This is a genomic window from Rhodococcus sp. ARC_M5, assembly GCF_022810405.1.
Lineage (GTDB): Bacteria > Actinomycetota > Actinomycetes > Mycobacteriales > Mycobacteriaceae > Rhodococcoides > Rhodococcoides navarretei.
The window spans coordinates 131,845-152,985 of record NZ_JALGQE010000012.1 but is presented as its reverse complement, the minus strand read 5'-3'; the positions used below and the strand labels follow the sequence as shown (position 1 = coordinate 152,985).

Sequence of the window (21,141 nt, the reverse complement as noted above, 5' to 3'; positions counted from 1 at the left end):
ACTGCTACGCAGTGACCAGAACGCCATCCGAACCTGATGAGAGAAACCCGGGTGAACCATCGCAAACATCCCTAATGATCAGGCACGTTGCAACCACCGCTCGAATCCGCCCGTAGCCCACTACGAAGTTCCGCTCACCTGGGTCACCGGCCCACTACGGCCCGGAATGTGCCGCGCACAAGGCCTTTCAGGAAGTCGACGTTGTCGAAGTAATCTCGCCACACGGCTATTCTCCCGTCGCGCAGCTCGAAGGTTCCGCACACCCAGAATTCGATCCGGAGCCGCCGCCAGATCAGAACGTCGGTGCGCTCGGTGAGGACGACAGCTCCGTCGGCGGCGATGTTGTGCACGATCACGTCGAAGCCGAACGCAGGCTTGGCAAGCGTGGCCATGAACCTGCCCACGTTCGAGTGACCGCGTACCTTCGGTAATCCGACGTTGTGCCACACGATCCGGTCGTCGAGGAGAGACATCGCGCGCTCGGTATCTCGACTTCTCAACGCGTCGAACAGATCCACTACGGTCTCGGTTGCCTGCTGCGTCTCGGTCATTTCGTGAACCGCCCCAATCCATCGCCGTCGAAGAACTCGAGTGTCAGCGTATTCGCGTCGAACGTCGCCTGGGAAATGGACCCGTCGGGTGCATTCTCACCGCTCGGCTCGAAGGTGAACGTGTCACCGTCCCAGGGCATCAGTTCGTATGTGGTTCCATCGGGGCCCAGGGTCAACGTCAGCTTCTGGTCGACCTCCGTTACCGTCGCAGGCCCCCAGTAGCTGTTCTGATACACCCCCTCGTACGATGAGAGGGCTTGTGGTTCAGCAGCATTCGAGGGACGGGTCGTGCCCGCGAGCTCGCCCTCCGGCTCACTCATTCCGGCGAAGGCATTCTTGTACAGCGTTCGCCAGTCCTCACGCACCTCGCCGAACTGGACGAGGTCCGCGAACTCGGCAGTCACCGTTTCGGCGATACCGATCGGTGCGGCGTTGGTCAGTACGACGATGGCCACGTCGAGCGAAGGAATCCACACGAAGTTGGTGCCGGCTCCGAGGGCGAACGCTCCCGAATGGCTCACCGTCGTGCGGCCGGCCGCACTGGTGGAGACGTTGAACCCGAAGCCGTAGTAGCCGGCGCGTGAATCCGGGGTCGCGGAGGGGCTCGAGACGATCTGCGCGCTGACGGCAGGCAGGAGGGCGTCGGGATCGACCAGCTGTCGGCCGTCGTGGGTCCCGTCGGCCACGAGCATCGTCAGCCACTTCGCGAGATCGTTCACCGAGGAGCTGACGCCACCGGCCGGGGTCTGTGGATCGGGTTGTCGCTGATACTTCGCCTGGTACTCGCCGTCGACGAGGACATGAGGTACGGCCCGATCGGCCCGAGCCATGTAGTCCGCAAATGACGAGCTCGTCGAGGTCATGCCCAGAGGGCCGTAGATCGTGTCCTGGCTGAGCGTGTCCCAGTCCTTTCCCGACGCGGCGGCGACGGCTTCGGCCGCAGCCGTGATGCCGAAGTTGGTGTAGTGGTAGGTGGACCGGAACGGGTCGAGGGGTACCTCGCGCAACCGCTCCAGGATTTGCCTTCGGTCGTAGCCGAGGTCCTCGAGCAGATCGCCTTCGTGTTCGGGCAGGCCGCTTCGGTGCGCATAGAAGTCGCCGACCGTCACGTTCTGAGTCACCCACGGGTCGTCGAGCGCGAACCACGGCAACTGCGAGACCACCGGCGTCGACCAGTCGATCACACCCGCTCCCACTTGGGACGCGATGACCGTCGCACCGACCGATTTGGACAGTGAGGCCAACTGGAACACCGAGTCACCGTCGACGGGGTCGTCCGTGCCCACTTCGCGAACGCCGAAGCCTTTCGAGTAGACGACGTCCGAGCCGTGCACGATGGCAATGGCCATACCGGGGATGTTCGACGACGCCATCAGCTCCTCGGTGATGCCGTCGAGCTTGCCGACGGCCTCGTCGATGCGACCGGAAGGAACATCGACGCCCGCGACCTGACCGGGGGAGAGGTCGCTGGGCGGGGAGGGCTCGGAGGTCGGGGGACTGGATGCGGTGGGTGCGTCGTTCGAGCACCCGACCAGCGCGACCATCGAGCACACAACAGCAAGACACAGAAAATTTCGACCCGACCGCATCATGAGGAGTCCTCACTTCGATGACTGGATGCACCTGAGAATAGACCTGCGACGACCTGGGCGTTAGGACAATTCACAATGGTCAGGGGCGCGACGTCGGGCGCTCGGGCGCAGGCGCTACGGTTACCGCATGTCTACGAACCTGTCCGACGGTGATCTGCTGGTCCGTTTGGAGCCCGCGGTCGAAGAGAATCTACGACGCCACATCGAGGCTGCCAGCGACTGGCATCCCCACGATCTCGCGCCGTTCGACGAGGGCAAGAACTTCGCGTTCCTCGGCGGCGAGGACTGGACGCCGGAGCAGTCGCACCTCAGTGATGTCGAAATCCTGTCCGCCACGGTCGGCGTGCTGGTGGCGGACAACCTGCCCGCGTACCACCGCGAATTGGCCCACGCGCTCACCGGCCTCGGAGCCTGGTGGAAGTGGACCGGCCGCTGGACCTCGGAGGAGAACCGGCAGTCCATCGTGCTGCGCAACTTTCTGGTGCTCACGCGCGCGGTCGACCCGGTCGCCCTCGAGCGCGTTCGGATGGAGCACATGACACTCGGATTCGATGCGCCCAGCCAGGGTCTGCTCGACATCCTCGCGCACTTCGCCATCGAGGAAGCGGCAGCCTCGCTGCGGAACCGCAACACCATCGCCCTCGGCAAGGACCCGGTGCTCGCCACCATCCTCGGCAAGATCGCCGACGACGACGCGCTGCAGTCGGCATTCTTCGCCAGCATCCTCGACGAGGCCTTCGCCGTGGTGCCCGATCAGGCCGCCCGCGCCATCGCAGACCGCATCAACGGATTCAAGATCCCCGAGGTCGACCTCCCCGACCGCGGCAGCAGCACCGCCGCCCTCGCCGAAGCCGGAATCTACGACGCCGATCAGGAACGCGACAAGGTGTTCAAGCCGCTGCTCGCGGGCTGGAAGATCTTCGATCGCACCGATCTGGGCGAGGACGGCCTGAAGGCACGCGAGGAACTCGCGCACCTGGCCTGAGGTTCGCCCCTTTCGAAACCGTGAATGGTCCATTGCACTGCACTGGACCCCGTGGGTTGGACTGCTAAATCAAATCCTAGGCTGCGAGGGCCTGGGCTCGGTATCGCACCGGGCTCAGGCCGTCGAGGCGTAGCGAGATGCGGTCATTGTTGAACCAGTCGATGTAGTCCTCGATCGCGGTGTGCAAGGCGTCGAGGTTCGAGTATCGGACGTGATGAAACATCTCCTCTTTGAGGTGACCGAAGAAGTTCTCGATGATCGCATTGTCGTAACAGTTCGCTTTGCGGGACATCGACTGGATCGCTCCCGCATCGGCCAGCAACCGCCGCCACGACGAGTGCTGATAGTGAAAACCTTGATCCGAGTGCACAATTGGACACTCCTGCTCGCCGAGGGTGCCCAACGCGGCCCGCAGGGAACGGTTGGTGAACTCCGTCGTCGGAGACTTTCCGATCGAATACGAGATGATCTGGCGGTCGAACAGATCCATCACCGGCGACAGATACAACTTCGCCTCCCCGACCCGGAACTCGGTGACATCGGTGACCCACTTCTCGTTCGGGGTCGCCGCCGTGAACTGACGGTCGAGGATGTTCGCCGCGACCGCCCCGACCTGACCCTGATACGAGACATACCGTCGACGGTGCCGCACACGGCACGCCAACCCGAGCTCGCGCATCACCGCGAGCACGGTCTTCTTCGCCACCCGCCACCCTTCGTCGACGAGGACTCGGTGCACGTAGCGTCGGTGGTTGTTCTCGAAAGCCCTGGTCACCGCGGCTTTCAGCGCAGCCTTCGGGTCGGGTCGGCGTAACTGCGCTTGACGGTAGAAGAACGTCGACCGGGCCAGGCCGGCGACGTCGAGCAGCACATCGAGACGGTACTGCGCCTTGAGGGCGATGACAGCGAGAACCTTCACCGTCGTCCCTGTTCCCTCAAGGCCCGCAATTTTCCCAGGTACGCCACCTGAGTGCGCAACCGCTCGTTCTCCTCACGCAACCGGTCGAGCTCGCTGGCCTCGCCGGGATCAGAACTCGACGGTGCCGGTCGACGTCCCGCGCGCTTCGGTCGTAGCGCCTCGTCGCCGTCGCGGCGGTATCCGCGGACCCAGGGCTCGATGATTTTCGCCGACGACAGTCCGTACTCACATGCGAGCTCGATCTTGTTCTCGCCAGCCAAAACACGTTGCACCACAGCAAGTTTGAACTCGAACGAGAAGTGTTGTCGATCCGGTTTCTCCACCAACGCATTCCTCCCTCGAACCCGCCACCGGTCGTAGAGCAAGATCACTGGGCCTGCCCCGCCACCGACCTTCGCAGCAGCCGAGACGGCACCCACACCATCCTCGAACAACGCTACCGCCGCGACCCGCTGATCCTCGGTAAGTGAACTTCGTGCACGCATACAAAACTCCCCGGTAGTCGGAACTGAATTACTCAGTCCAACTTCCGGGGAGCGGTGCACACACGTCTCGGCGGTGCAATGGACCATTCACGCGTTCAGGGGGTCCGGCAGGGCGAACGGGAAAACTAGTCCTTGACCTTCGCCATGGCGAGGACGTCCAGGCGCTTGTCCAGTTCGGCCTCGCTGAGTTTGTCGCCGATCAGTCCACGGTCGATGACCGTCTGACGGATCGTCTTCTTCTCCTTGAGTGCCTGCTTGGCGACGGCGGCCGCTTCCTCGTAGCCGATCGCGGAGTTCAACGGCGTCACGATGGACGGCGAGGACTCGGCGAGGGTCTTGAGGTGCTCCACATTGGCTTCGAGGCCGACGACGCACTTGTCTGCGAACAGTACCGAGACGTTGGCGAGCAGCTTGAACGATTCGAGCACGTTGCGCGCCATCATCGGGATGTAGACGTTGAGCTCGAATGCGCCCGATGCGCCGCCGAATGCGACTGCGGCGTCGTTGCCGATGACCTGGGCCGCGACCTGCGTAACAGCCTCGGGCAGAACAGGATTGACCTTGCCGGGCATGATGGAGCTGCCGGGCTGCAGGTCAGGAAGGGCGATCTCGCCGAGTCCGGTGAGCGGTCCCGATCCCATCCAGCGAATGTCGTTGGCAATCTTGGTCAGCGAGACCGCGATGGTGCGCAGTGCGCCCGATGCCTCGACGAGTCCGTCGCGGGCAGCCTGCGCCTCGAACGAATCCTTGGCTGCGGTGAGTGCGTCGATTCCGGTCGACTTGACCAGTTCTGCAACGACTTTCGGGCCGAAGCCGTCGGGTGCATTGAGGCCGGTGCCGACGGCGGTGCCGCCGATGGGCAGTTCACCGAGGCGCGGCAGGGTGGCCTCGACGCGTTCGATGCCCGCTTCGATCTGACGGGCGTAGCCGCCGAATTCCTGACCGAGGGTGACCGGAACGGCATCCATCAGGTGGGTGCGGCCGGACTTCACGACGTGCTTCCACTCGGTGGCCTTGGCGACAAGTGCCTCGTGCAGGTGACGCAGCGCGGGCACGAGCGACGTGACGGCAGCCTCGGTGGCGGCGACGTGAGTTGCCGTCGGGAACGTGTCGTTGGAGGACTGCGACATGTTGACGTGATCGTTGGGGTGCACCTCGACGCCGTTCGCCTTGGCGATCGACGCGATGACCTCGTTGGCGTTCATGTTCGAGCTGGTGCCCGAGCCGGTCTGGAAGACGTCGATCGGGAACTGGTCGTCGTGCTTGCCGTCGGCGATCTCGGTTGCCGCGGCGACGATCGCGTCGGCCAGGGCGCCGTCGAGCAGACCGAGATCCTTGTTGACCTGTGCGCAGGCCGCCTTGAGCAGGCCCATCGCGCGGATCTGGGTGCGCTCGAGCGGACGGCCCGAGATGGGGAAGTTCTCCACTGCACGCTGCGTCTGGGCACGCCAGAGCGCATCGATGGGAACGCGAACCTCTCCCATGGTGTCGTGCTCGATCCGGAACTGCTGTTCGTTCTCTGTCATTGACCTCTTGCCTCGGTAGGGGAGCGGAAACTTCGTCGAGCGGACGGTCAGAAGGACGGGATGGCGCCGGAGGTGTCGCCGTCGAAGTCGATGGTCGAGTACTCCTTGAGCTTGTTGAGCTGGTGGTACGCGTCGATCATGCGAACGGTGCCGGACTTCGAGCGCATCACGATGGACTGCGTGTGTGCGCCGCCGCCCGAGTAGCGGACGCCCTGGAGCAGGTCTCCGTCGGTGACGCCGGTCGCGGTGAAGAAGACGTTCTCGCCCGAGACCAGGTCTTCGGTGGACAGGACGCGATCGAGATCGTGCCCGGCGTCGATGGCCTTCTGGCGTTCGTCGTCGTCGGTCGGAGCCAACATGCCCTGGTGCGCGCCACCCATGCAGCGCATGGCGGCCGCCGCGATGATGCCCTCGGGAGTTCCGCCGGTACCCATCAGGATGTCGATGGGTGAGGTGGGCCGAGCGGCGGCGATGGCCCCGGCGACGTCGCCGTCGGAGATCAGTCGAATGCGAGCGCCGGTATCGCGCACCTGCTGGATCAGCTCGGCGTGCCGGGGCCGGTCGAGGATGCACACCGTGACGTCGGAGGTCGATCCCTTCTTGATCTTGGCGACGCGGGCGATGTTCTCCGCGACCGGTGCGGTGATGTCGATGACGTCTGCGAAGTCGGGTCCGACGGCGATCTTCCTCATGTAGAAGACGGCGGACGGGTCGAACATCGCGCCGCGCTCGGCGACGGCGAGAACCGAGATGGCGTTGGGCATGCCCTTGGCCATCAGCGTGGTGCCGTCGACGGGATCGACGGCGAAGTCGACCTCGGGGCCGTTGCCGTTGCCGACCTGCTCGCCGTTGTAGAGCATCGGCGCTTCGTCCTTCTCACCCTCGCCGATGACGACGACGCCACGCATCGAGACCGAGCTGACCAACTGACGCATGGCGTCGACCGCAGCTCCGTCGCCACCTTCCTTGTCGCCGCGACCGACCCAGCGACCCGAGGCGAGCGCACCGGCCTCGGTGACGCGTACGAGTTCGAGTGCGAGGTTGCGATCTGGCGCCATGGCGCGAGTGGACTCGGTGCTGGCCGTCATCGGTTTGTAGCCTCCTGGTTGGTGGGGTGTTACCCAGGCGCGATTATCTCACTTCTGTGATGTCCGCGGTGGGGTCGGGTCGGGTGTGAGGCACGCGCCGACCGAGCACTGCCGCGCACAGGGGATACTGGTGAGGTGGCAAACAGCAAACCTCGGATTCTCAACAACAGCCGCGACATGGTCTGGTCGCTCATTCCGCTGGTCATCGCATGTTTGCTGATTGCGGGTATCGCCAGTCAGTGCTCGCTGAGCCCCGGCGGGCCCAAGCAGGGGCCCATTCCGAACTTCGACATCGATACCGCATTGCAGTACGACGCATCGCAGATCGGCTTTCCGGTGCGCAATCCGGTCGTTCCCGAGGACTGGACGCCGAATTCGGGCAGTAGCGCAACGATCTCGGGCGACAACGGCGGACCGGTGTCGACTGTCGGATACATCACCGGATCGGGTGCGTATCTCCAGCTGACCCAGACCAGCGCCGTCGAGGACGTGCTGGTTCCCTTCGTGGCAGGCGACGAGACGGTCTACGCGTCGGGCGCGCAGAGCGTGTCGGGTCGAGACTGGGTGGTCTACGGCGAGGAAGGTTCGCGGACGTACTGGGTCTCGGACTTCGGCGACGTGCGAATCCTGCTGGGCGGCACCGCGAGCACGGAGGACTTCACCACGCTCGCAGAGTCTCTGGAAGTCACCGAACCGCTCGCGCCCTAGCTGTCCTTCTCGGTGCTCGCGAGCGCGGTCTCGATACGCTTGCGGGCACCGGCGAGTTGCTCCTCGCAGCGAGTGGCCAGCTGCTCCCCTCGCTCCCACAGGGCCAGGGAGGCGTCGAGATCGAGCCCGCCTTGCTCGAGGATCTTCACCACACCCACGAGTTCGTCGCGGGCCTCTTCGTAGCCCAATTCCGATACCGGCTTGTCGTTCTCGCTCATCCGTACTCCTTCTGTCATCTGACTCGTCCCATGACTGCGGCGGTGACGGCACCGTCGGCCACCCGCACTCTGATCTGTGTACCCGGTGGCGCGTCCTCGACCGAACGCAGTACCTCGGGATCCGAACCCGCAACCACCCGCTGTACGACGGCATAGCCCCGAGCCAGTGTGGCAGCCGGTCCCAACGTCGACAGCCGCGCCCGAAGATGTTCGACGAGTGTGTCCTGGGTGGTGAGTTCGCGTTGCACGTCGCGTCGGGCGGCGTCGAGGAGGCGTCGAACCTCCTCGCGACGTTGCTCGAGCGAGGCCAGTGGATCCGCCAGCACCGGCCGGTGTCGGAGCATGTCCAATCCGCGCGCCTCGCGCTCGACCCAATTACGCAGCGCTGCAGCGCTTCTCGACCTCAGTTCCGAGACGAGGGCTTGTTCGGCGACGGCGTCGGGCACCACGAGTTTGGCGGCATCGGTAGGGGTTGCGGCCCGCAGATCCGCGACGTGATCGCTGAGCGGGCTGTCGGGTTCGTGGCCGATGGCACTGACGATCGGCGTCGTCGCCCGAGAGATGGCGCGACACAGAGCCTCATCCGAGAACGGCAGCAGGTCCTCGACGCTACCGCCGCCGCGGGCGAGGATGATGACGTCGACGCCGGGGTCGTCGTTCAGATCCTTCAGTGCGTCCAGAATCGCCGGCACCGACTGCGGGCCCTGGACCGGAGTGTTGCGAACCTCGAATCGGACCGCAGGCCAACGCCTCTGGGCGACGGTGAGTACGTCCTTCTCGGCCGCGCTGGCGCGAGCGGTGATCAAGCCGATGGTGCCCGGCAGGAACGGCAGCGGACGCTTGAGGCGTGGGTCGAACAAGCCCTCGGCGGCGAGCAGGGCTCTGAGCCGCTCGATGCGGGCGAGGAGTTCGCCGACGCCAACAGCGCGAATGTCCGTGGCGCGCAGCGAAATCGTCCCTCGACCGGTGAAGAACGACAGCTTGCCGTAGAGAATGACGCGCGCACCCTCGGTCAGTGGAACCGGAGAACGGTCGAGCAGCTGTGGCGAACACGTCACCGACAACGACATGTCGGCCGACGGATCACGCAGCGTCAGAAAGGCCGTCCTGGTGCCCGGACGAGCGTTGATCTGCGTGAGCTGGCCCTCGACCCAGATGGAGCCGAGCTTGTCGATCCAGCCGGCGACCTTCATGGCGACGGTACGCACCGGCCATGGCTGTTCGGCGGTGCTTGCACCCGGCTGGGTGGGACCGGACTGGGGTGGGGGAGTGCTCACTTGGCCTTGGCGGTGGTGATGCGGTTGGCGAGCATCGTCTGGAAGGGTGCGCGGGAGAGCGTGTCGTTCTCGTAGTCGAGCAGTGTTTCGAGTTCCTCGATCGAGAGTGTGCGCAGACGGGCGCGCAACTGAGCAAGGGCGAGGGTGTCGAAGTCGATCATCTCGACGATCTCGGGCTTGTCTGCTGCGGGACCGCGCTTGGCCGCGGTGTCCTGGACCGGCTCGTCCAGCGGAGGCGTCGAGTACAGCGCGAAGCGGCCGTTCGCCGCGACGGGCTCGGCAACGGGTGCGTCGGGCACGTCGACGTCATCGGTGATGACAGCGGCGTCGAACATCGACTCCGTGACCGAGGCCTCGTCCCCGTCCTCGTCGAAGCTGGCCCAGGCAGGCTGCTGCTCGCTCGGGGTCCCGATGACCGGGAGGCTCGCGATCACCAGATCGCCCTTGATGGCCAACGCGGTCACCTGCTGCTGGAATCGCATGCTGCGCGCCAGTGCCTCGCTGACGACCGTCATCGGCAGCATCAGGGCGGAACCGGGAAGCTTGCGAGCCTCTTCCACGACGGTCACGGCGACGCCTGCAGCCACACGCGCTGCAAAGGGGACTCGAGTCATGTGCACCAGACTGCCCGAAACGGTGAACTTTGGGTAGCCGACAGGCGGTACGACCCCTCGCAGCGGGGGCTGGAGGACGCCGGAAGCGAGGCAGGCGTGCTGGGTGCACGTATCCTGGTAGGTATGTCTTCGGCTGTTCCTCTGAATCTTGGTATTGCACACTCCGCCGGCGCGGGGAAGTCCTCGTACGCCGGGGGTAAACGAGTGCTGCTCGCAGAGCCTCGGGGTTACTGCGCGGGTGTCGATCGAGCGGTCGAGACCGTCGAGAAAGCGCTGGAGCAGCACGGTGCGCCGGTGTACGTGCGCAAGGAGATCGTGCACAACCGACATGTCGTCGAGACGCTGTCCGACCGTGGCGCAGTGTTCGTGGAGGAGACCGACGAGGTTCCCGAGGGATCGCTGCTGGTGTTCTCCGCGCACGGCGTCTCACCTGCGGTGCACGCCTCCGCTGCCGACCGCAGCCTGCGCACCATCGACGCCACCTGCCCGTTGGTGACCAAGGTGCACCAGGAGGCCAAGCGCTTCGCCAGAGACGACTACGACATTTTGCTCATCGGCCACGAGGGCCACGAGGAGGTCGAGGGCACCGCAGGCGAGGCTCCCGAACACATTCAGCTGGTCGACGGCCCCGATTCGGTCGACAGTGTCACCGTCCGAGACGAGAACAAGGTCATCTGGCTGTCCCAGACCACGTTGAGCGTCGACGAGACGATGATGACGGTCGCCAAGCTCCGTGAGCGCTTCCCGACGCTGCAGGACCCGCCGAGTGACGACATCTGCTACGCCACCCAGAATCGTCAGGTCGCGGTGAAGGCAATGGCACCGGAATGCGATCTGGTGATCGTCGTCGGCTCCAGGAATTCCTCGAACTCCGTGCGGTTGGTCGAGGTTGCGCTCGGTGCCGGTGCGCGGGCGAGTTACCTCGTCGACTACGCGAAGGAAATCGATCTGGCCTGGCTCGACGGGGTCGAGACGATCGGCATCACCTCGGGTGCGTCCGTTCCCGAGATTCTGGTGCAGGGCGTCATCGAACTGTTCGCCGAGCACGGCTACGCCGACGTACAGCCGGTCACCACGGCAAACGAGACTCTGGTGTTCTCCCTACCCCGCGAGCTGCGCCCCGCTCGCTAGTGGCAAGGCCCCACAAGAACGCCCCGTATCGGAACCCCTGCCCAGAAGTGAGGGAACCGATACGGGGCGTTTCTCGTGCGGCCTAGTCGCTGGGACGGTCGCGGTAGCGAACCCGCGGCACCGGATGCGGGGGAATGTCGTCCCGATGCGGAGTGGGCAGAGCGTGATCGCCCTGGCTGTCGTCTGCGGAGGAGGCGCTCGTCCGAGGAGTCACGACGGGCCGGGGTCCGGTGCTGTAGGGATCCGCCACCTCGCGCGGAGCGTGAACCCGGGCAGACCGCTCGCGACGAGGTTCGGTCGAATACCGGGCTTGGCCGGAATGACGAGGCTCTGATCCGTAGCGCGACTCGGACGGCTGCGGCCGCTGTGTTTCACGCGACTGTGTTCCACGTGACTGTGTTTCACGTGACTGTGCCGGCCGGGGCTGTGCCTGCGGATACTGCGCTCGCGGGTACTCCGGCGTCTGGTGTTCGGGCTTGCGGTCCTGCCGAGGGGAGTCGGTGGCGGCGTATCGCGACTGCGATGTCGGTGCAGACGAGCGGCGCGGAGTCGCCGGTGAATCAGCCGTGCCACGCGAGCCGGGGCGAGAGGTCGACCGAGGGTCGGTGGCGTTGCGCGGGCGAGAATCGGTGCTTCTGCGACCGACGTACGGCCCGGGCACGATGTCGGTGGCCTCGGCCGCAGAGTCGGGGGTGCGATCGGCTGCGGCTGTTCGCCTGCGAGATCGTTCGGGGCGCTCTTCCTGTGCTCGTCGCTGTGCTCTGGTGGGCTTGTCGTCGCTGAGCTTCGGGCTGCGTCGTTGTGCGGGGGCATGCGTGTTCTGCCGTTTGAGAACGATGCGCAGTGCTCCGAGTCCGACGGCCACCAGGGTGCCGAGAAGCATCAAGGGGAAGCGGTTGACCAGCGGGATGGCGACGTTGAGGATGATGTCCTTGAGTCCGGTGCCGGCGTTGTCGGTGAAGTACTGGTAGGACAGCGGCACCGCTACGAACAGAATCAGTGGGGCTTGCACCATCGCCGTGAACAGTCCACGGAAACGGACGAGAAGAACGCCTGCTATGCAGCCCAGGACGTACATGAACGCGAACGCACCGGTCAGCTCGGTACCGCGGGCGGCATCGACGAGAAATCCGAGAAAGGTCAGTCCCGCGGCGATCGCGACGGCACCCCATGCAGGTACGCCGGGCAGAGTCGCGAGGATGGATCGGTGATCCAGCGGTACCCCGGAGCGGGCACGTTGGGAGGTAGACACCCCCCGAGGTTAGCCGTTGTTCAGCCGACTGCATCGCTGACATGACCGAAGTCGTGCCGGTAGCGGGACGAATCGGACAGTTTCGGTCGCTCGTCCACTCGGGCGATGTCCACCGGCTCGGCGTCGAACAGCTCGAGCTCGTGCAGCTTTCTTGCCGTCACGCTCACCCGGGTATCGACGGACCCGACGGTGGAATTGAAGGACTCGACGGCCTTGCCGAGGTGCGCACCGAGCTTGTCCAGGTGTGTCGACACGACGCCGATACGCGTGTACAGCTCACGTCCCAGCTGCTGGATGCGTGCAGCGTCCTCGGCCAGTGACTCCTGTTTCCACGTGTACGCGACGGTCCTCAGTAGCGCGACCAGGGTGGTGGGGGTGGCCAGGATCACGTTCCGGCCGAAGGCGTACTCCAGCAGACCGGCGTCCGACGTCAGCGCCGCGTCGAGAAACGGGTCGCCGGGAACGAACAGCACGACGAACTCCGGCGTCGGTTCGAATGCCTGCCAGTACGCCTTGTCGGCCAACTGATCGATGTGGGTGCGCAGTTGCTTGGCATGGCGACGTAGGTTCTTCTCGCGCGTGCCGGGTTCCTCGTCCTGAGCGGCGTCGAGGTAGGCCGCGAACGGCACCTTGGCGTCGACCACGATCTGTCGACCGCCGGCGAGACGCACGATCATGTCGGGTCGGATGCCGTCCTTGCCGACCTGAGTGTCGAAATCACAGTGCTTGACCATGCCGGCGAGCTCGACGACGCGCTCGAGCTGGATCTCGCCCCACCTGCCCCGAATCTGCGGCGCGCGCAGAGCCGTGACCAGCTGACCGGTCTGCGTCGACAGATGCATCGACGCGCGATGCATACCGGTGACCTGCTCCGACAGCCCCGCATACGCCCGGATGCGGTTGTGCTCTACCTGCCGTACGTGCTCGGAGAGAGCATCGACGGCGTCGTGCAAGGGCTCCACCAGATGCGAGACCTGCTGACCGATGACGGTCGAATTGCGCCGCGCCGAATCCTCGTTGACCGCACTGAGCGACTGCCGAAGCATGCTCTCGTGCTCACGCAGCGCGGACAGCTGTGCCTCGGCTCGTACGGCACGATCGCCCATCCGGGAGGCATGCAGCAACCAGCCGACGACCGCGCCGATACCGAGGGCGACGAGCAGGCCGAACGCGGTGAGAATGTTCATGGGGCAGATGATGCAGGACGGTACCGACAACTTCGGTTCTCGAAGGCTGTGGACAGCAGCTCACGTCCGACAGGCCGAGGCACCTCGAGGAGTTTGTCGGTGGTTCCCGATAGCGTCGTCCGTATGAGAATCCTGCACACCTCGGACTGGCACATCGGTCGCACCTTTCACGGTGTCGACCTGTTGGCCGATCAGAGCGCTGTGCTGGCGTCCATCGCGGAACTGGTTGCGGCACAATCGATCGATGTGGTGGTGGTGCCCGGCGACATCTACGACCGCGCTGTTCCCAGTGCCGATGCCGTCCTGGTCTGCAACCGCGGGCTCGAGGCGATTCGTGCGGCCGGTGCCGTGATCGTCGCGACGTCGGGAAACCACGATTCACCCGCACGGCTGGGCGCAGGCGCTGCTTTCGCCTCGGCCGGCGGGTTGCATCTGATGACCCGGGTGGGCGACGTCGCCACCCCGGTCGTCATCGACGACGAGCACGGCGGCGTTGCGTTCTACGGGATTCCGTATCTCGAGCCAGAAACCACGCGCCTCGAACTCGACGTTCCCACCGCACGTACTCACTCCGACGTGCTCGGTGCCGCAATGGATCGGGTGCGCGGCGACCTCGCTGCGAGAAGTGAAGCAGGGCAACGCCTTCGCTCGGTCGTGCTCGCCCACGCATTCATCGTCGGCGGTGAGGCGACCGGCTCGGAGCGGTCGATCTCCTCCGGCGGCATCGAAACCGCGCCGGCGTCGGCGTTCGACGGGGTCGACTACGTGGCGCTCGGACATCTGCATTCCCCCCAGACACTGACCGACCGGGTGCGGTATTCCGGTTCGCCGTTGCCCTATTCGTTCGGCGAGCGGTCGCACCGCAAGGCGGTGTGGATTCTCGACCTCGACGCGAACGGGCTCGGCAGCGTAGAGCGAGTTGACCTGCCGGTGGTGCGCGGACTCGCCCGTATCGAAGGCACCGTCGAGGAACTGACAACGGGCACAGCGTATTCCGAGTTCGAGGATCATTACGTTTCCGCCGTGCTCACCGACGAGGTACGTCCGGTCGACGCAATGCGCTTGCTACAGCAGCGTTTCCCGCATGCGATCCACCTGGAATGGCGTCGCCCGGAGGGGTCCGGCGAGCTTCGCTACCGTGACCGCGTGCGCGGCCGTAGCGATCTCGACATCGCCACTTCGTTCGTGACGGATATGCGCAGTGTGCCGACGGCAGCGGAGTCCGCACTCCTGGCTCGCGCTCTGGCCTCCGTCCACCGTGAGGCCGAGACCACCCGCGGGCCGGCCACCGCCGCCGGCCGCGGTGCCGCATGAGGCTGCATTCACTCGAGATCACCGCCTTCGGCCCTTTCGCGGGCACCGAGACGGTGGACTTCGATGCGCTGGGAGCAGACGGGCTCTTCCTGTTGCACGGCCACACCGGAGCGGGCAAGACGACGGTGCTCGACGCCGTGGCGTTCGCGCTGTACGGAACCGTGCCCGGAGCCCGTCGCGAGGGCAAGCGACTGCTGTCCGATCACGCAGCCAAGGGCGCGGTTCCACAGGTCACGTTGGAGGCCACGCTCGGTGGGCGACGCATCAGGATAGTGCGCAGCCCGGAGTTCCTGCGGCCCAAGCTTCGAAGCACGGGTACTACCAAACAGCACGCCAAAGCCAGTCTCACCTGGCTCGACGGCCGCGGGCAGAACCTCACCCGGCTCAATGAGATCGGTGATGCCGTCAATGCGCTGCTCGGGATGAGCGCCGACCAGTTCTTTCAGGTGGTGCTGCTGCCGCAGGGCGAGTTCGCGCGATTCCTCCGAGCCGACAGCGACGAACGCGGAAACCTACTCGAAAGACTCTTCGACACAGGCCGATTCGGTGACGTCGAAGAGTGGTTCGCGCAGCGCCGCCGGGAGCTCGCCGCCGAACTCGCCGACGCCCACCACGCCATCGACATCATGCTGGGGCGCGTATCGCAGGCGTCGGGAGAGCCCGAGCCCACGAGCGAGGACAGCGAACAGCCCGATCCACTCGAGTGGGCGGCCGACGTCCTGGACGATGCCCGGCAGAATCGAACCCTCGCGCAGGGCCGGGCGGTGCTGATCGACGCGGCAGCTCGGCGTGCGTCGGCAGCCCTGGCGAAGGCCACCACCGTTCTCGATCTGCAGCGGCGACGCGCTCTCGCCGAGGGTCAACTCGCGCACTACGAGGAGGGCGAGGCGGCACGACTGGCGCGCAGAACCGAGCTCGCCGACTCCGCGGCCGCAGGACCGATCGCGGACGCGGCCGGAGACCTTCGCCTCGCACGCCTGACCACCGACGCGGCCACCGCCGCACTCGCGGCGGCGGAGCGTGGCCTACCGACAACGGCGGAGGGGCAGCGCTTTCACGCTGCACTGCACTGGCCGCCCGCGCCGACCGATCCGTCGGACGAGCGCGCTGTCGTCGCGCAGTTCGTGCGCGACTGGACCACCGATGTCGCTCGGCTGCAGTCGCTGCTCGGTCTTGCCCGCGAGGCCGACCGACTCGACGGCACTCTCGCCGACTACCGCGCGCAGCAACGCACCACCGCGGCGGCGATCGAGCGCACCGTGCAGTCGCAGGCCTCCGTGCCCGAGAAGATCGCGGCGGTCGAATCACGGATGGCCCGAGCCGCCTCGGCTGCGGCAGAGTTGCCGGGCCTGGAGGAGCGCTGCGGTCGGGCCCGCGCGGCGGCCGAGTCTGCACTCGAATTGGTTCGTCAGCGCGCGACTCTGGCCGAGGCCGAACGTGCCCGCGACGCCGCCGCGGCAGCGCACAACACGGCCTGGGAGCATTTGCTCGATCTCCGTGAGCGACGCATCGACGGGATGGCGGCCGAGCTGGCGGCCCGTCTGGAGGCGGGGGAGCCGTGCGTCGTGTGCGGATCGGAGGTGCACCCGCATCCCGCTGCAGCGTCCACGTCGACGGTGACCAAGGCACAGGAAGACAAGGCCGCTGCCGCAGAACGCAAGGCTGCCGCTGCGCTCGATCGAGCGGTCGCGGAGGTTGCGGAAGCGCGACGTGGCGTCGACCTGCTGCACGACCGTACCGGCGGGGTCTCCGCGGCGGAGTTGACCCAGATGCTCGATGCCGCAACCACTGCAGTGCAGGACGCCCGAGCGCGGGCCGTCGATGTCGAACCGGCAACCGCAGAACTGAACCGACTGCGGAGCGAGTCGCAGGCGCTGACGGTCACGCTCCACGACCTCGTTGCCTCGCGTGGTGCCGTGGACGAACGCATCTCGGCTACCGAGGAATCGCTGGCGCAGATGCGGGCGTCGGTGGCCGAGGAAGTGAACGAGGGCGCGTCGCTGGCAGATCGAATCGCGGAGCGAGAGAACCTGATCGACGGTGCCCGGCGAATTCAGGAAGCGCGCATCGCCTGGCTCGACGCCACCGTGCGGGCGGATGCACTGGCAGCCGAACTGGACCGACGGGTACAGGCGTCGAACTTCGAGTCGGTCGACGCAGCGGCCGAGGCAGTGCTGGCCGCCGACCGCGTCGAGCAGATCGAGACCGAACTGCGCACCGCAGAGGAGACGCGTGCGCATGCCGAGCACGTGCTGCGCGAGCCCGCCATCGTGGACGTGGCAGGTCGACCGCCGGTGGACCTGGAACCGCTCGAGCAGGCGTGCGCCGAGCTGGACGACGCGGTCCGGGCTGCTGCTGCGACGGTGGCGGAAAGCCGAAGGCGCGCAGACGACCTGGAACGCCTGATCGCCGAATTGTTCACCGCCGCCCAGGCCATCGCGCCACAACGCGCCGAATTCGACGAACTCGCCAACCTGGCTGACGTGGTGGCAGGTCGGGGGCAGAATGCGCGCAAGATGTCGTTGCGCTCCTACGTACTCGCGTCGCGGCTCGAGGACGTGGCCGAGTCCGCATCCGCGCGGCTGCGTCGAATGTCCTCGGGGCGCTACGAATTCGTGCACTCCGACGAGGCCGGCGTCCGCGGAAAACGGGGTGGTCTCGGACTGGACATCAGGGACGACTACACCGGCGTCGTGCGCTCGGCCAAGACACTCTCGGGCGGTGAGGCGTTTCTCGCGTCGCTCTCGCTCGCGTTGGGCCTGGCCGACGTCGTGGCCGCCGAGTCCGGCGGTGTCGTCCTCGACACCATGTTCATCGACGAAGGATTCGGCACACTCGACGCCGACACGCTCGAATCCGTGATGGCGGTTCTCGACGAACTACGTGCAGGCGGACGAGTCGTGGGCGTGGTCAGCCATGTCGACGAGATGCGGCAACGCATTCCCAGCCGCCTCTACGTCAAGCGGGAGCGTTCCGGATCCACCCTTCAGGTCGTCGCGTCCTGACCTGAAGCAGGTTTGTCGGATTTCGACTCGTCCTCGTCGTCCAGACCGGCCTGCTCCTCGGTCAGCCCATCGGGCGGCGGGATTTCGTCTTCGAGTTCGTCCTGATCCGGTTCGTTCGAGCGTTCGTCGATCTGCTCGGACAGGTACCGGATCAGCACAGCGGCCACTGCGGCCGCCGGGACGGCGAGGAACGCGCCGATGATGCCGAACAGTGAGCTGCCGCCCGCCACGGCCAGCAGCACGATCGCCGGGTGCAAGTTCATGCTGCGGCTCTGCAGGATCGGCTGCAGCACATTGCCTTCCAACTGCTGGACCGCAACGATGATGGCGAGCACGATCAACGCAGTCGTCAGCCCGTTCGCCACCAGGGCGACCAGTACCGCGAGAGCACCTGCGACGAACGCACCGACGATCGGGATGAAGCCACCGATGAACGTCAGGGTCGCTAACACCAGCGCCAGCGGAACACCCAGAATGACCAGTCCGAGTCCGATGAAGAAGGCATCGATGAAACTGACGATGGCTTGAGTTCGGATGAATCCGCCCAGCGTCGCCCACATCCGTGAGAGCACCTCGCCCAGGTGGCGTCCGGCGCGGCCACCGGAGAACCCGTGCAGCCACGGCAGGAACCTCGGGCCGTCCTTGACGAAGAAGAACGTCAGCACCAACACCAGCGCCAGAGTGACCAACAGCGAGCCGGCCGCGGAGACGCCGGTGAAGACGCCGGTGGCGATGACCTCCCCGCTGTCCTGTAGCCGAGACACGATCGCCGATACCGCCGAGTCGATCTGGTCGTCGCCGATGTTCAGCGGCGGCCCCTTCAACCAGTCCTGAACCTGCGCGATACCGCCGGACGCCTGGTCCACCAACTCGGGGGCCTGTTCGGCGACCGACGGAACGATCAGGGTGATGATGCCGCCGATGACGACGAAGAACACCACGAGCGATACCGACGCGGCCAGTGCGGGAGGAAATCCCAGACGCATCATCAGTTTCGCCGGCGGCCACAGCACCGTCGCGACGATGACAGCGAGCAGAACCGGCAGCAGGATCACCCAGAGGTGGCCGATCAGCCAGCCCAGTACCCACGCTCCGGCAGCGATCGAAATGAGAATGAGCGACCACTTGGCAAGCCACAGACCGCCGACCCCGATGAGGTCACCGCGATCACTGCCGGGCTTCTCGGACTTCGACGTACTACCGGGAACTGCCGATTCGGTCACGGTGGGGTCCTCACAGTCGGCGGTTGGCGGTTCGTGAAGAACCATAACGCCCGGGACCGTTCGGCCGTGGGCCACCGCCACCTGAGGCGGCAGCGGTCAGGCGGCCTCGTGCGCCAGCAACCACTTCTTCGCCGGCAGTCCCCAGCGGAAACCGCCGAGTGCGCCGCCGATGCGCACCACCCGGTGGCACGGCACGAACAGTGCAGCGGCATTGCGAGCGCATGCCGACGCAGCTCCGCGGATGGCCGCCGGTCTCCCGGACAGTTCGGCGAACTCGGAGTAGGTCACCGGCGCGCCGGGTTCGACGGTGCGCAATACGCCCCAGGCATGCATGAGAAATTCGCCGGATCGTTGTGCGACGGCCACGGAGTCGACAGCCCTCAGCTCGCCGCGGTGATAGCTGTCGACGGCGCGGGTCACGTCGCCGAGATCGGACACAGCGCGGACGGTCTCGGGGCGCATCGTCGAGTGGATCAGGACGCGCAGTTCCTCGACGTCGGCGGTCCACCCGGATGCGAGGACGCGCTGATCGGCGTCGACGATGGTGCTGAACGGCCCGATCGGGGTGTCCTGAGTGGCGGCGGTGGCAGTCATGCTCGTCTTCTTTCCAGTGCGGTGATCCACAGGTGCATCGAGACGTACGAACGCCACGGAGCCCAGCGGGCGGAGTCCTTCAGCGAAATGTCCAGGGCTTGTGCGCCCTGGCGGACGACCAGGTCGGTATCGAGCAGAACATCGGGGTCGCCGAGTAGCCGCATCACGACGTACCGGGCGGTCCAGGGGCCGATTCCTTTGAGCGCGAGTAGTTCTCGCTCCAGTTCCGGCCCTTCTCGCGCGGGATGCAGCACGACGGTTCCCGACGCGATGGCGTCGGCGACGCGGATGACGGTCTGGACCCGGGCGGTAGGTCCGGTGAGTACCTCGTGGCCTCGTTCGGCGATGACGGCAGGTTCGGGAAACAACCTGGTGACCGTGTCGTTGCCGAGATCGAGTGGTGCACCGAGAGCGTCGACGAGCCGGGCGGTATGGGTGGCCGCGGCCTTCAGGGAGATCTGCTGTCCGATCACCGTGCGCAGCAACATCTCTGCGCCGTCGACCACTCCGAGGGCGCGAATGCCCGGGTGGGCGTCGACGCTCGCTGCCAACTGCGGGTCTGCGCGCAGGGCGTCGTCGACGGCGAGTGGATCGGCATCGAGGTCCAGCAGGTGCCGGATGCGGGCGACGGCAGGAGCCAGATCGCGCATGTCCTGCAATGTCACTGCGGCACTGACAAATCCGTCCATCACCCGTAGTGCGACGAGTCCGGCGGCGTGCGGCAGGCTCAGGGATCTCACGTATTCGCCGTCCTCGGCGAAGGATTCGATGCCATCGACCACGTGGCCTCGAAGGAACCACTCGATCCAGCCGCGATCGAGCGGTGGGCGGTACGGCAACCGTAGCGTGACGGTTCCGCCTGCGGTCGGTACGGCGGTGCGGTGTGCCTCGCGACGCAGCGTCGACGGGTCGACGGCGAAGACTTCCTTGATGGTGTCGTTGAATTGCCGGACGCTGGAGAACCCGGCCGCGAAGGCGACGTCGGCCATCGACATGTCCGTGGTCTGGATCAGTGTGCGAGCGGTGTGGGCGCGGTGCGCGCGGGCCAGAGCGAGCGGGCCTGCACCGACTTCGGCCGTCAACACGCGGGTCAGTTGCCGGCTCGAGTAGCCGAGGGTGCTCGCGAGGCCGTCGACACCCCCGCGTTCGACGGCTCCGTCGGAGATCAACCGCATGGCGCGAGAACTGAGGTCCGAGTGGATGTTCCACCGTGGGGAACCGGGGGTGGCGTCGGGCTGGCAGCGGCGGCAGGCGCGGTAGCCGGATTGTTGCGCCGCCGCTGCGGTGGCCAGAAACGAGACGTTGCTCGGCTTGGGTGTACGGGCCGGGCAGGAGGGTCGGCAGTAGATGCCGGTGGTGGAGACGGCGGTGAAGAACTGGCCGTCGAACCGTGCGTCACGCGAGGAGACCGCGCGATAGCACCGATCGAAGTCCAGTTCTTGCACCTGCCGTTCGCTGCTCATGCACCTACT

Annotated in this window: 19 protein-coding genes; 5 read left to right on the top strand and 14 right to left on the bottom strand. The window is 66.0% G+C overall.

Features of this window, described 5'->3' with window-relative positions; all coding sequences use genetic code 11:
• Nucleotides 1-143 precede the first annotated feature (143 nt).
• The gene (locus MTX34_RS18665; RefSeq protein WP_243610360.1) at nucleotides 144-551 is read right to left on the bottom strand and encodes a limonene-1,2-epoxide hydrolase family protein; all 408 of its coding nucleotides are present in this window, start codon (nucleotides 549-551) and stop codon (nucleotides 144-146) included.
• Nucleotides 548-2,140 carry a serine hydrolase gene (locus MTX34_RS18660; protein WP_374639998.1) on the bottom strand — a complete coding sequence of 531 codons (1,593 nt, stop codon included), beginning with the start codon at nucleotides 2,138-2,140 and terminating at the stop codon, nucleotides 548-550. The genes MTX34_RS18665 and MTX34_RS18660 overlap by 4 nt, the downstream gene beginning before the upstream one ends.
• Nucleotides 2,141-2,270: 130 nt before the next feature.
• Between MTX34_RS18660 and MTX34_RS18655 the strand changes: the two genes are divergently transcribed.
• Entirely contained in the window at nucleotides 2,271-3,128 is an 858-nt protein-coding gene (locus tag MTX34_RS18655; RefSeq protein ID WP_243610358.1) for an acyl-ACP desaturase, read from the top strand.
• A gap of 76 nt (nucleotides 3,129-3,204) precedes the next feature.
• Here MTX34_RS18655 and MTX34_RS18650 read toward each other — a convergent pair whose 3' ends face one another.
• The 4 genes from MTX34_RS18650 to glpX all read right to left on the bottom strand — a co-directional run bounded on the left by MTX34_RS18650 (nucleotide 3,205) and on the right by glpX (nucleotide 7,146).
• The gene (locus tag MTX34_RS18650) at nucleotides 3,205-4,047 is read right to left on the bottom strand and encodes an IS3 family transposase (RefSeq protein ID WP_243610357.1); all 843 of its coding nucleotides are present in this window, start codon (nucleotides 4,045-4,047) and stop codon (nucleotides 3,205-3,207) included.
• Nucleotides 4,044-4,532 (bottom strand): helix-turn-helix domain-containing protein, encoded by a 489-nt coding sequence (locus tag MTX34_RS18645; protein WP_243610356.1) that lies wholly within the window; start codon nucleotides 4,530-4,532, stop codon nucleotides 4,044-4,046. The genes MTX34_RS18650 and MTX34_RS18645 overlap by 4 nt, the downstream gene beginning before the upstream one ends.
• 125 nt (nucleotides 4,533-4,657) lie before the next feature.
• Complete coding sequence (locus MTX34_RS18640; protein ID WP_243610355.1) at nucleotides 4,658-6,058, bottom strand: class II fumarate hydratase; 1,401 nt, start codon at nucleotides 6,056-6,058, stop codon at nucleotides 4,658-4,660.
• A gap of 47 nt (nucleotides 6,059-6,105) precedes the next feature.
• A complete protein-coding gene (gene glpX, locus MTX34_RS18635; RefSeq protein ID WP_243595998.1) occupies nucleotides 6,106-7,146 on the bottom strand; it encodes a class II fructose-bisphosphatase in 1,041 nt (346 codons plus the stop codon).
• A gap of 135 nt (nucleotides 7,147-7,281) precedes the next feature.
• Between glpX and MTX34_RS18630 the strand changes: the two genes are divergently transcribed.
• A complete protein-coding gene (locus MTX34_RS18630) occupies nucleotides 7,282-7,854 on the top strand; it encodes a DUF4245 domain-containing protein (protein ID WP_243610354.1) in 573 nt (190 codons plus the stop codon).
• Here the strand turns inward: MTX34_RS18630 and MTX34_RS18625 are convergent.
• Genes MTX34_RS18625 through MTX34_RS18615 form a run of 3 tightly spaced genes read right to left on the bottom strand, consistent with a single transcriptional unit; the run spans nucleotide 7,851 to nucleotide 9,963 of the window.
• Nucleotides 7,851-8,072, bottom strand: coding sequence for an exodeoxyribonuclease VII small subunit (locus MTX34_RS18625; RefSeq protein ID WP_037191413.1), 222 nt, complete (start codon nucleotides 8,070-8,072; stop codon nucleotides 7,851-7,853). The two genes, MTX34_RS18630 and MTX34_RS18625, sit on opposite strands and share 4 nt — an antisense overlap.
• A gap of 14 nt (nucleotides 8,073-8,086) precedes the next feature.
• Nucleotides 8,087-9,349 carry an exodeoxyribonuclease VII large subunit gene (xseA, locus tag MTX34_RS18620; protein WP_243610353.1) on the bottom strand — a complete coding sequence of 421 codons (1,263 nt, stop codon included), beginning with the start codon at nucleotides 9,347-9,349 and terminating at the stop codon, nucleotides 8,087-8,089.
• Entirely contained in the window at nucleotides 9,346-9,963 is a 618-nt protein-coding gene (locus MTX34_RS18615; protein WP_243610352.1) for a lipid droplet-associated protein, read from the bottom strand. The genes xseA and MTX34_RS18615 overlap by 4 nt, the downstream gene beginning before the upstream one ends.
• A 123-nt stretch (nucleotides 9,964-10,086) precedes the next feature.
• Between MTX34_RS18615 and MTX34_RS18610 the strand changes: the two genes are divergently transcribed.
• The gene (locus tag MTX34_RS18610; protein WP_243595994.1) at nucleotides 10,087-11,094 is read left to right on the top strand and encodes a 4-hydroxy-3-methylbut-2-enyl diphosphate reductase; all 1,008 of its coding nucleotides are present in this window, start codon (nucleotides 10,087-10,089) and stop codon (nucleotides 11,092-11,094) included.
• 82 nt (nucleotides 11,095-11,176) lie between these two features.
• Here the strand turns inward: MTX34_RS18610 and MTX34_RS18605 are convergent, their stop codons facing one another.
• Nucleotides 11,177-12,346: a DUF6542 domain-containing protein gene (locus tag MTX34_RS18605; protein WP_243610351.1), complete on the bottom strand. Its 1,170-nt coding sequence runs from the start codon at nucleotides 12,344-12,346 to the stop codon at nucleotides 11,177-11,179.
• A gap of 20 nt (nucleotides 12,347-12,366) precedes the next feature.
• Nucleotides 12,367-13,533 carry a DNA recombination protein RmuC gene (locus tag MTX34_RS18600; protein WP_243610350.1) on the bottom strand — a complete coding sequence of 389 codons (1,167 nt, stop codon included), beginning with the start codon at nucleotides 13,531-13,533 and terminating at the stop codon, nucleotides 12,367-12,369.
• Between the two features lie 123 nt (nucleotides 13,534-13,656).
• Between MTX34_RS18600 and MTX34_RS18595 the strand changes: the two genes are divergently transcribed.
• Nucleotides 13,657-14,847 carry an exonuclease SbcCD subunit D gene (locus tag MTX34_RS18595; protein ID WP_243610349.1) on the top strand — a complete coding sequence of 397 codons (1,191 nt, stop codon included), beginning with the start codon at nucleotides 13,657-13,659 and terminating at the stop codon, nucleotides 14,845-14,847.
• Nucleotides 14,844-17,852, top strand: coding sequence for an AAA family ATPase (locus MTX34_RS18590; RefSeq protein ID WP_243610348.1), 3,009 nt, complete (start codon nucleotides 14,844-14,846; stop codon nucleotides 17,850-17,852). Before MTX34_RS18595 ends, MTX34_RS18590 begins: the two co-directional genes overlap by 4 nt.
• Here the strand turns inward: MTX34_RS18590 and MTX34_RS18585 are convergent.
• From MTX34_RS18585 to MTX34_RS18575, 3 genes are all read right to left on the bottom strand, one after another.
• The gene (locus MTX34_RS18585) at nucleotides 17,834-19,075 is read right to left on the bottom strand and encodes an AI-2E family transporter (protein WP_374230312.1); all 1,242 of its coding nucleotides are present in this window, start codon (nucleotides 19,073-19,075) and stop codon (nucleotides 17,834-17,836) included. The genes MTX34_RS18590 and MTX34_RS18585 overlap by 19 nt on opposite strands.
• A gap of 96 nt (nucleotides 19,076-19,171) precedes the next feature.
• Nucleotides 19,172-19,669 (bottom strand): methylated-DNA--[protein]-cysteine S-methyltransferase, encoded by a 498-nt coding sequence (locus MTX34_RS18580; protein ID WP_243610346.1) that lies wholly within the window; start codon nucleotides 19,667-19,669, stop codon nucleotides 19,172-19,174.
• Entirely contained in the window at nucleotides 19,666-21,132 is a 1,467-nt protein-coding gene (locus tag MTX34_RS18575) for a DNA-3-methyladenine glycosylase 2 family protein (RefSeq protein WP_243610345.1), read from the bottom strand. Before MTX34_RS18575 ends, MTX34_RS18580 begins: the two co-directional genes overlap by 4 nt.
• Nucleotides 21,133-21,141 lie beyond the last annotated feature (9 nt).

Excerpts from the sequence above, each read along its gene's own strand:
- MTX34_RS18665 (WP_243610360.1), bottom strand. The coding sequence starts at position 551 with ATGACCGAGACGCAGCAGGCAACCGAGACCGTAGTGGATCTGTTCGAC.
- MTX34_RS18660 (WP_374639998.1), bottom strand. The coding sequence starts at position 2,140 with ATGCGGTCGGGTCGAAATTTTCTGTGTCTTGCTGTTGTGTGCTCGATG.
- MTX34_RS18655 (WP_243610358.1), top strand. The coding sequence starts at position 2,271 with ATGTCTACGAACCTGTCCGACGGTGATCTGCTGGTCCGTTTGGAGCCC.
- MTX34_RS18645 (WP_243610356.1), bottom strand. The coding sequence starts at position 4,532 with ATGCGTGCACGAAGTTCACTTACCGAGGATCAGCGGGTCGCGGCGGTA.
- MTX34_RS18640 (WP_243610355.1), bottom strand. The coding sequence starts at position 6,058 with ATGACAGAGAACGAACAGCAGTTCCGGATCGAGCACGACACCATGGGA.
- glpX (WP_243595998.1), bottom strand. The coding sequence starts at position 7,146 with ATGACGGCCAGCACCGAGTCCACTCGCGCCATGGCGCCAGATCGCAAC.
- MTX34_RS18625 (WP_037191413.1), bottom strand. The coding sequence starts at position 8,072 with ATGAGCGAGAACGACAAGCCGGTATCGGAATTGGGCTACGAAGAGGCC.
- MTX34_RS18615 (WP_243610352.1), bottom strand. The coding sequence starts at position 9,963 with ATGACTCGAGTCCCCTTTGCAGCGCGTGTGGCTGCAGGCGTCGCCGTG.
- MTX34_RS18610 (WP_243595994.1), top strand. The coding sequence starts at position 10,087 with ATGTCTTCGGCTGTTCCTCTGAATCTTGGTATTGCACACTCCGCCGGC.
- MTX34_RS18600 (WP_243610350.1), bottom strand. The coding sequence starts at position 13,533 with ATGAACATTCTCACCGCGTTCGGCCTGCTCGTCGCCCTCGGTATCGGC.
- MTX34_RS18595 (WP_243610349.1), top strand. The coding sequence starts at position 13,657 with ATGAGAATCCTGCACACCTCGGACTGGCACATCGGTCGCACCTTTCAC.
- MTX34_RS18590 (WP_243610348.1), top strand. The coding sequence starts at position 14,844 with ATGAGGCTGCATTCACTCGAGATCACCGCCTTCGGCCCTTTCGCGGGC.
- MTX34_RS18580 (WP_243610346.1), bottom strand. The coding sequence starts at position 19,669 with ATGACTGCCACCGCCGCCACTCAGGACACCCCGATCGGGCCGTTCAGC.
- MTX34_RS18575 (WP_243610345.1), bottom strand. The coding sequence starts at position 21,132 with ATGAGCAGCGAACGGCAGGTGCAAGAACTGGACTTCGATCGGTGCTAT.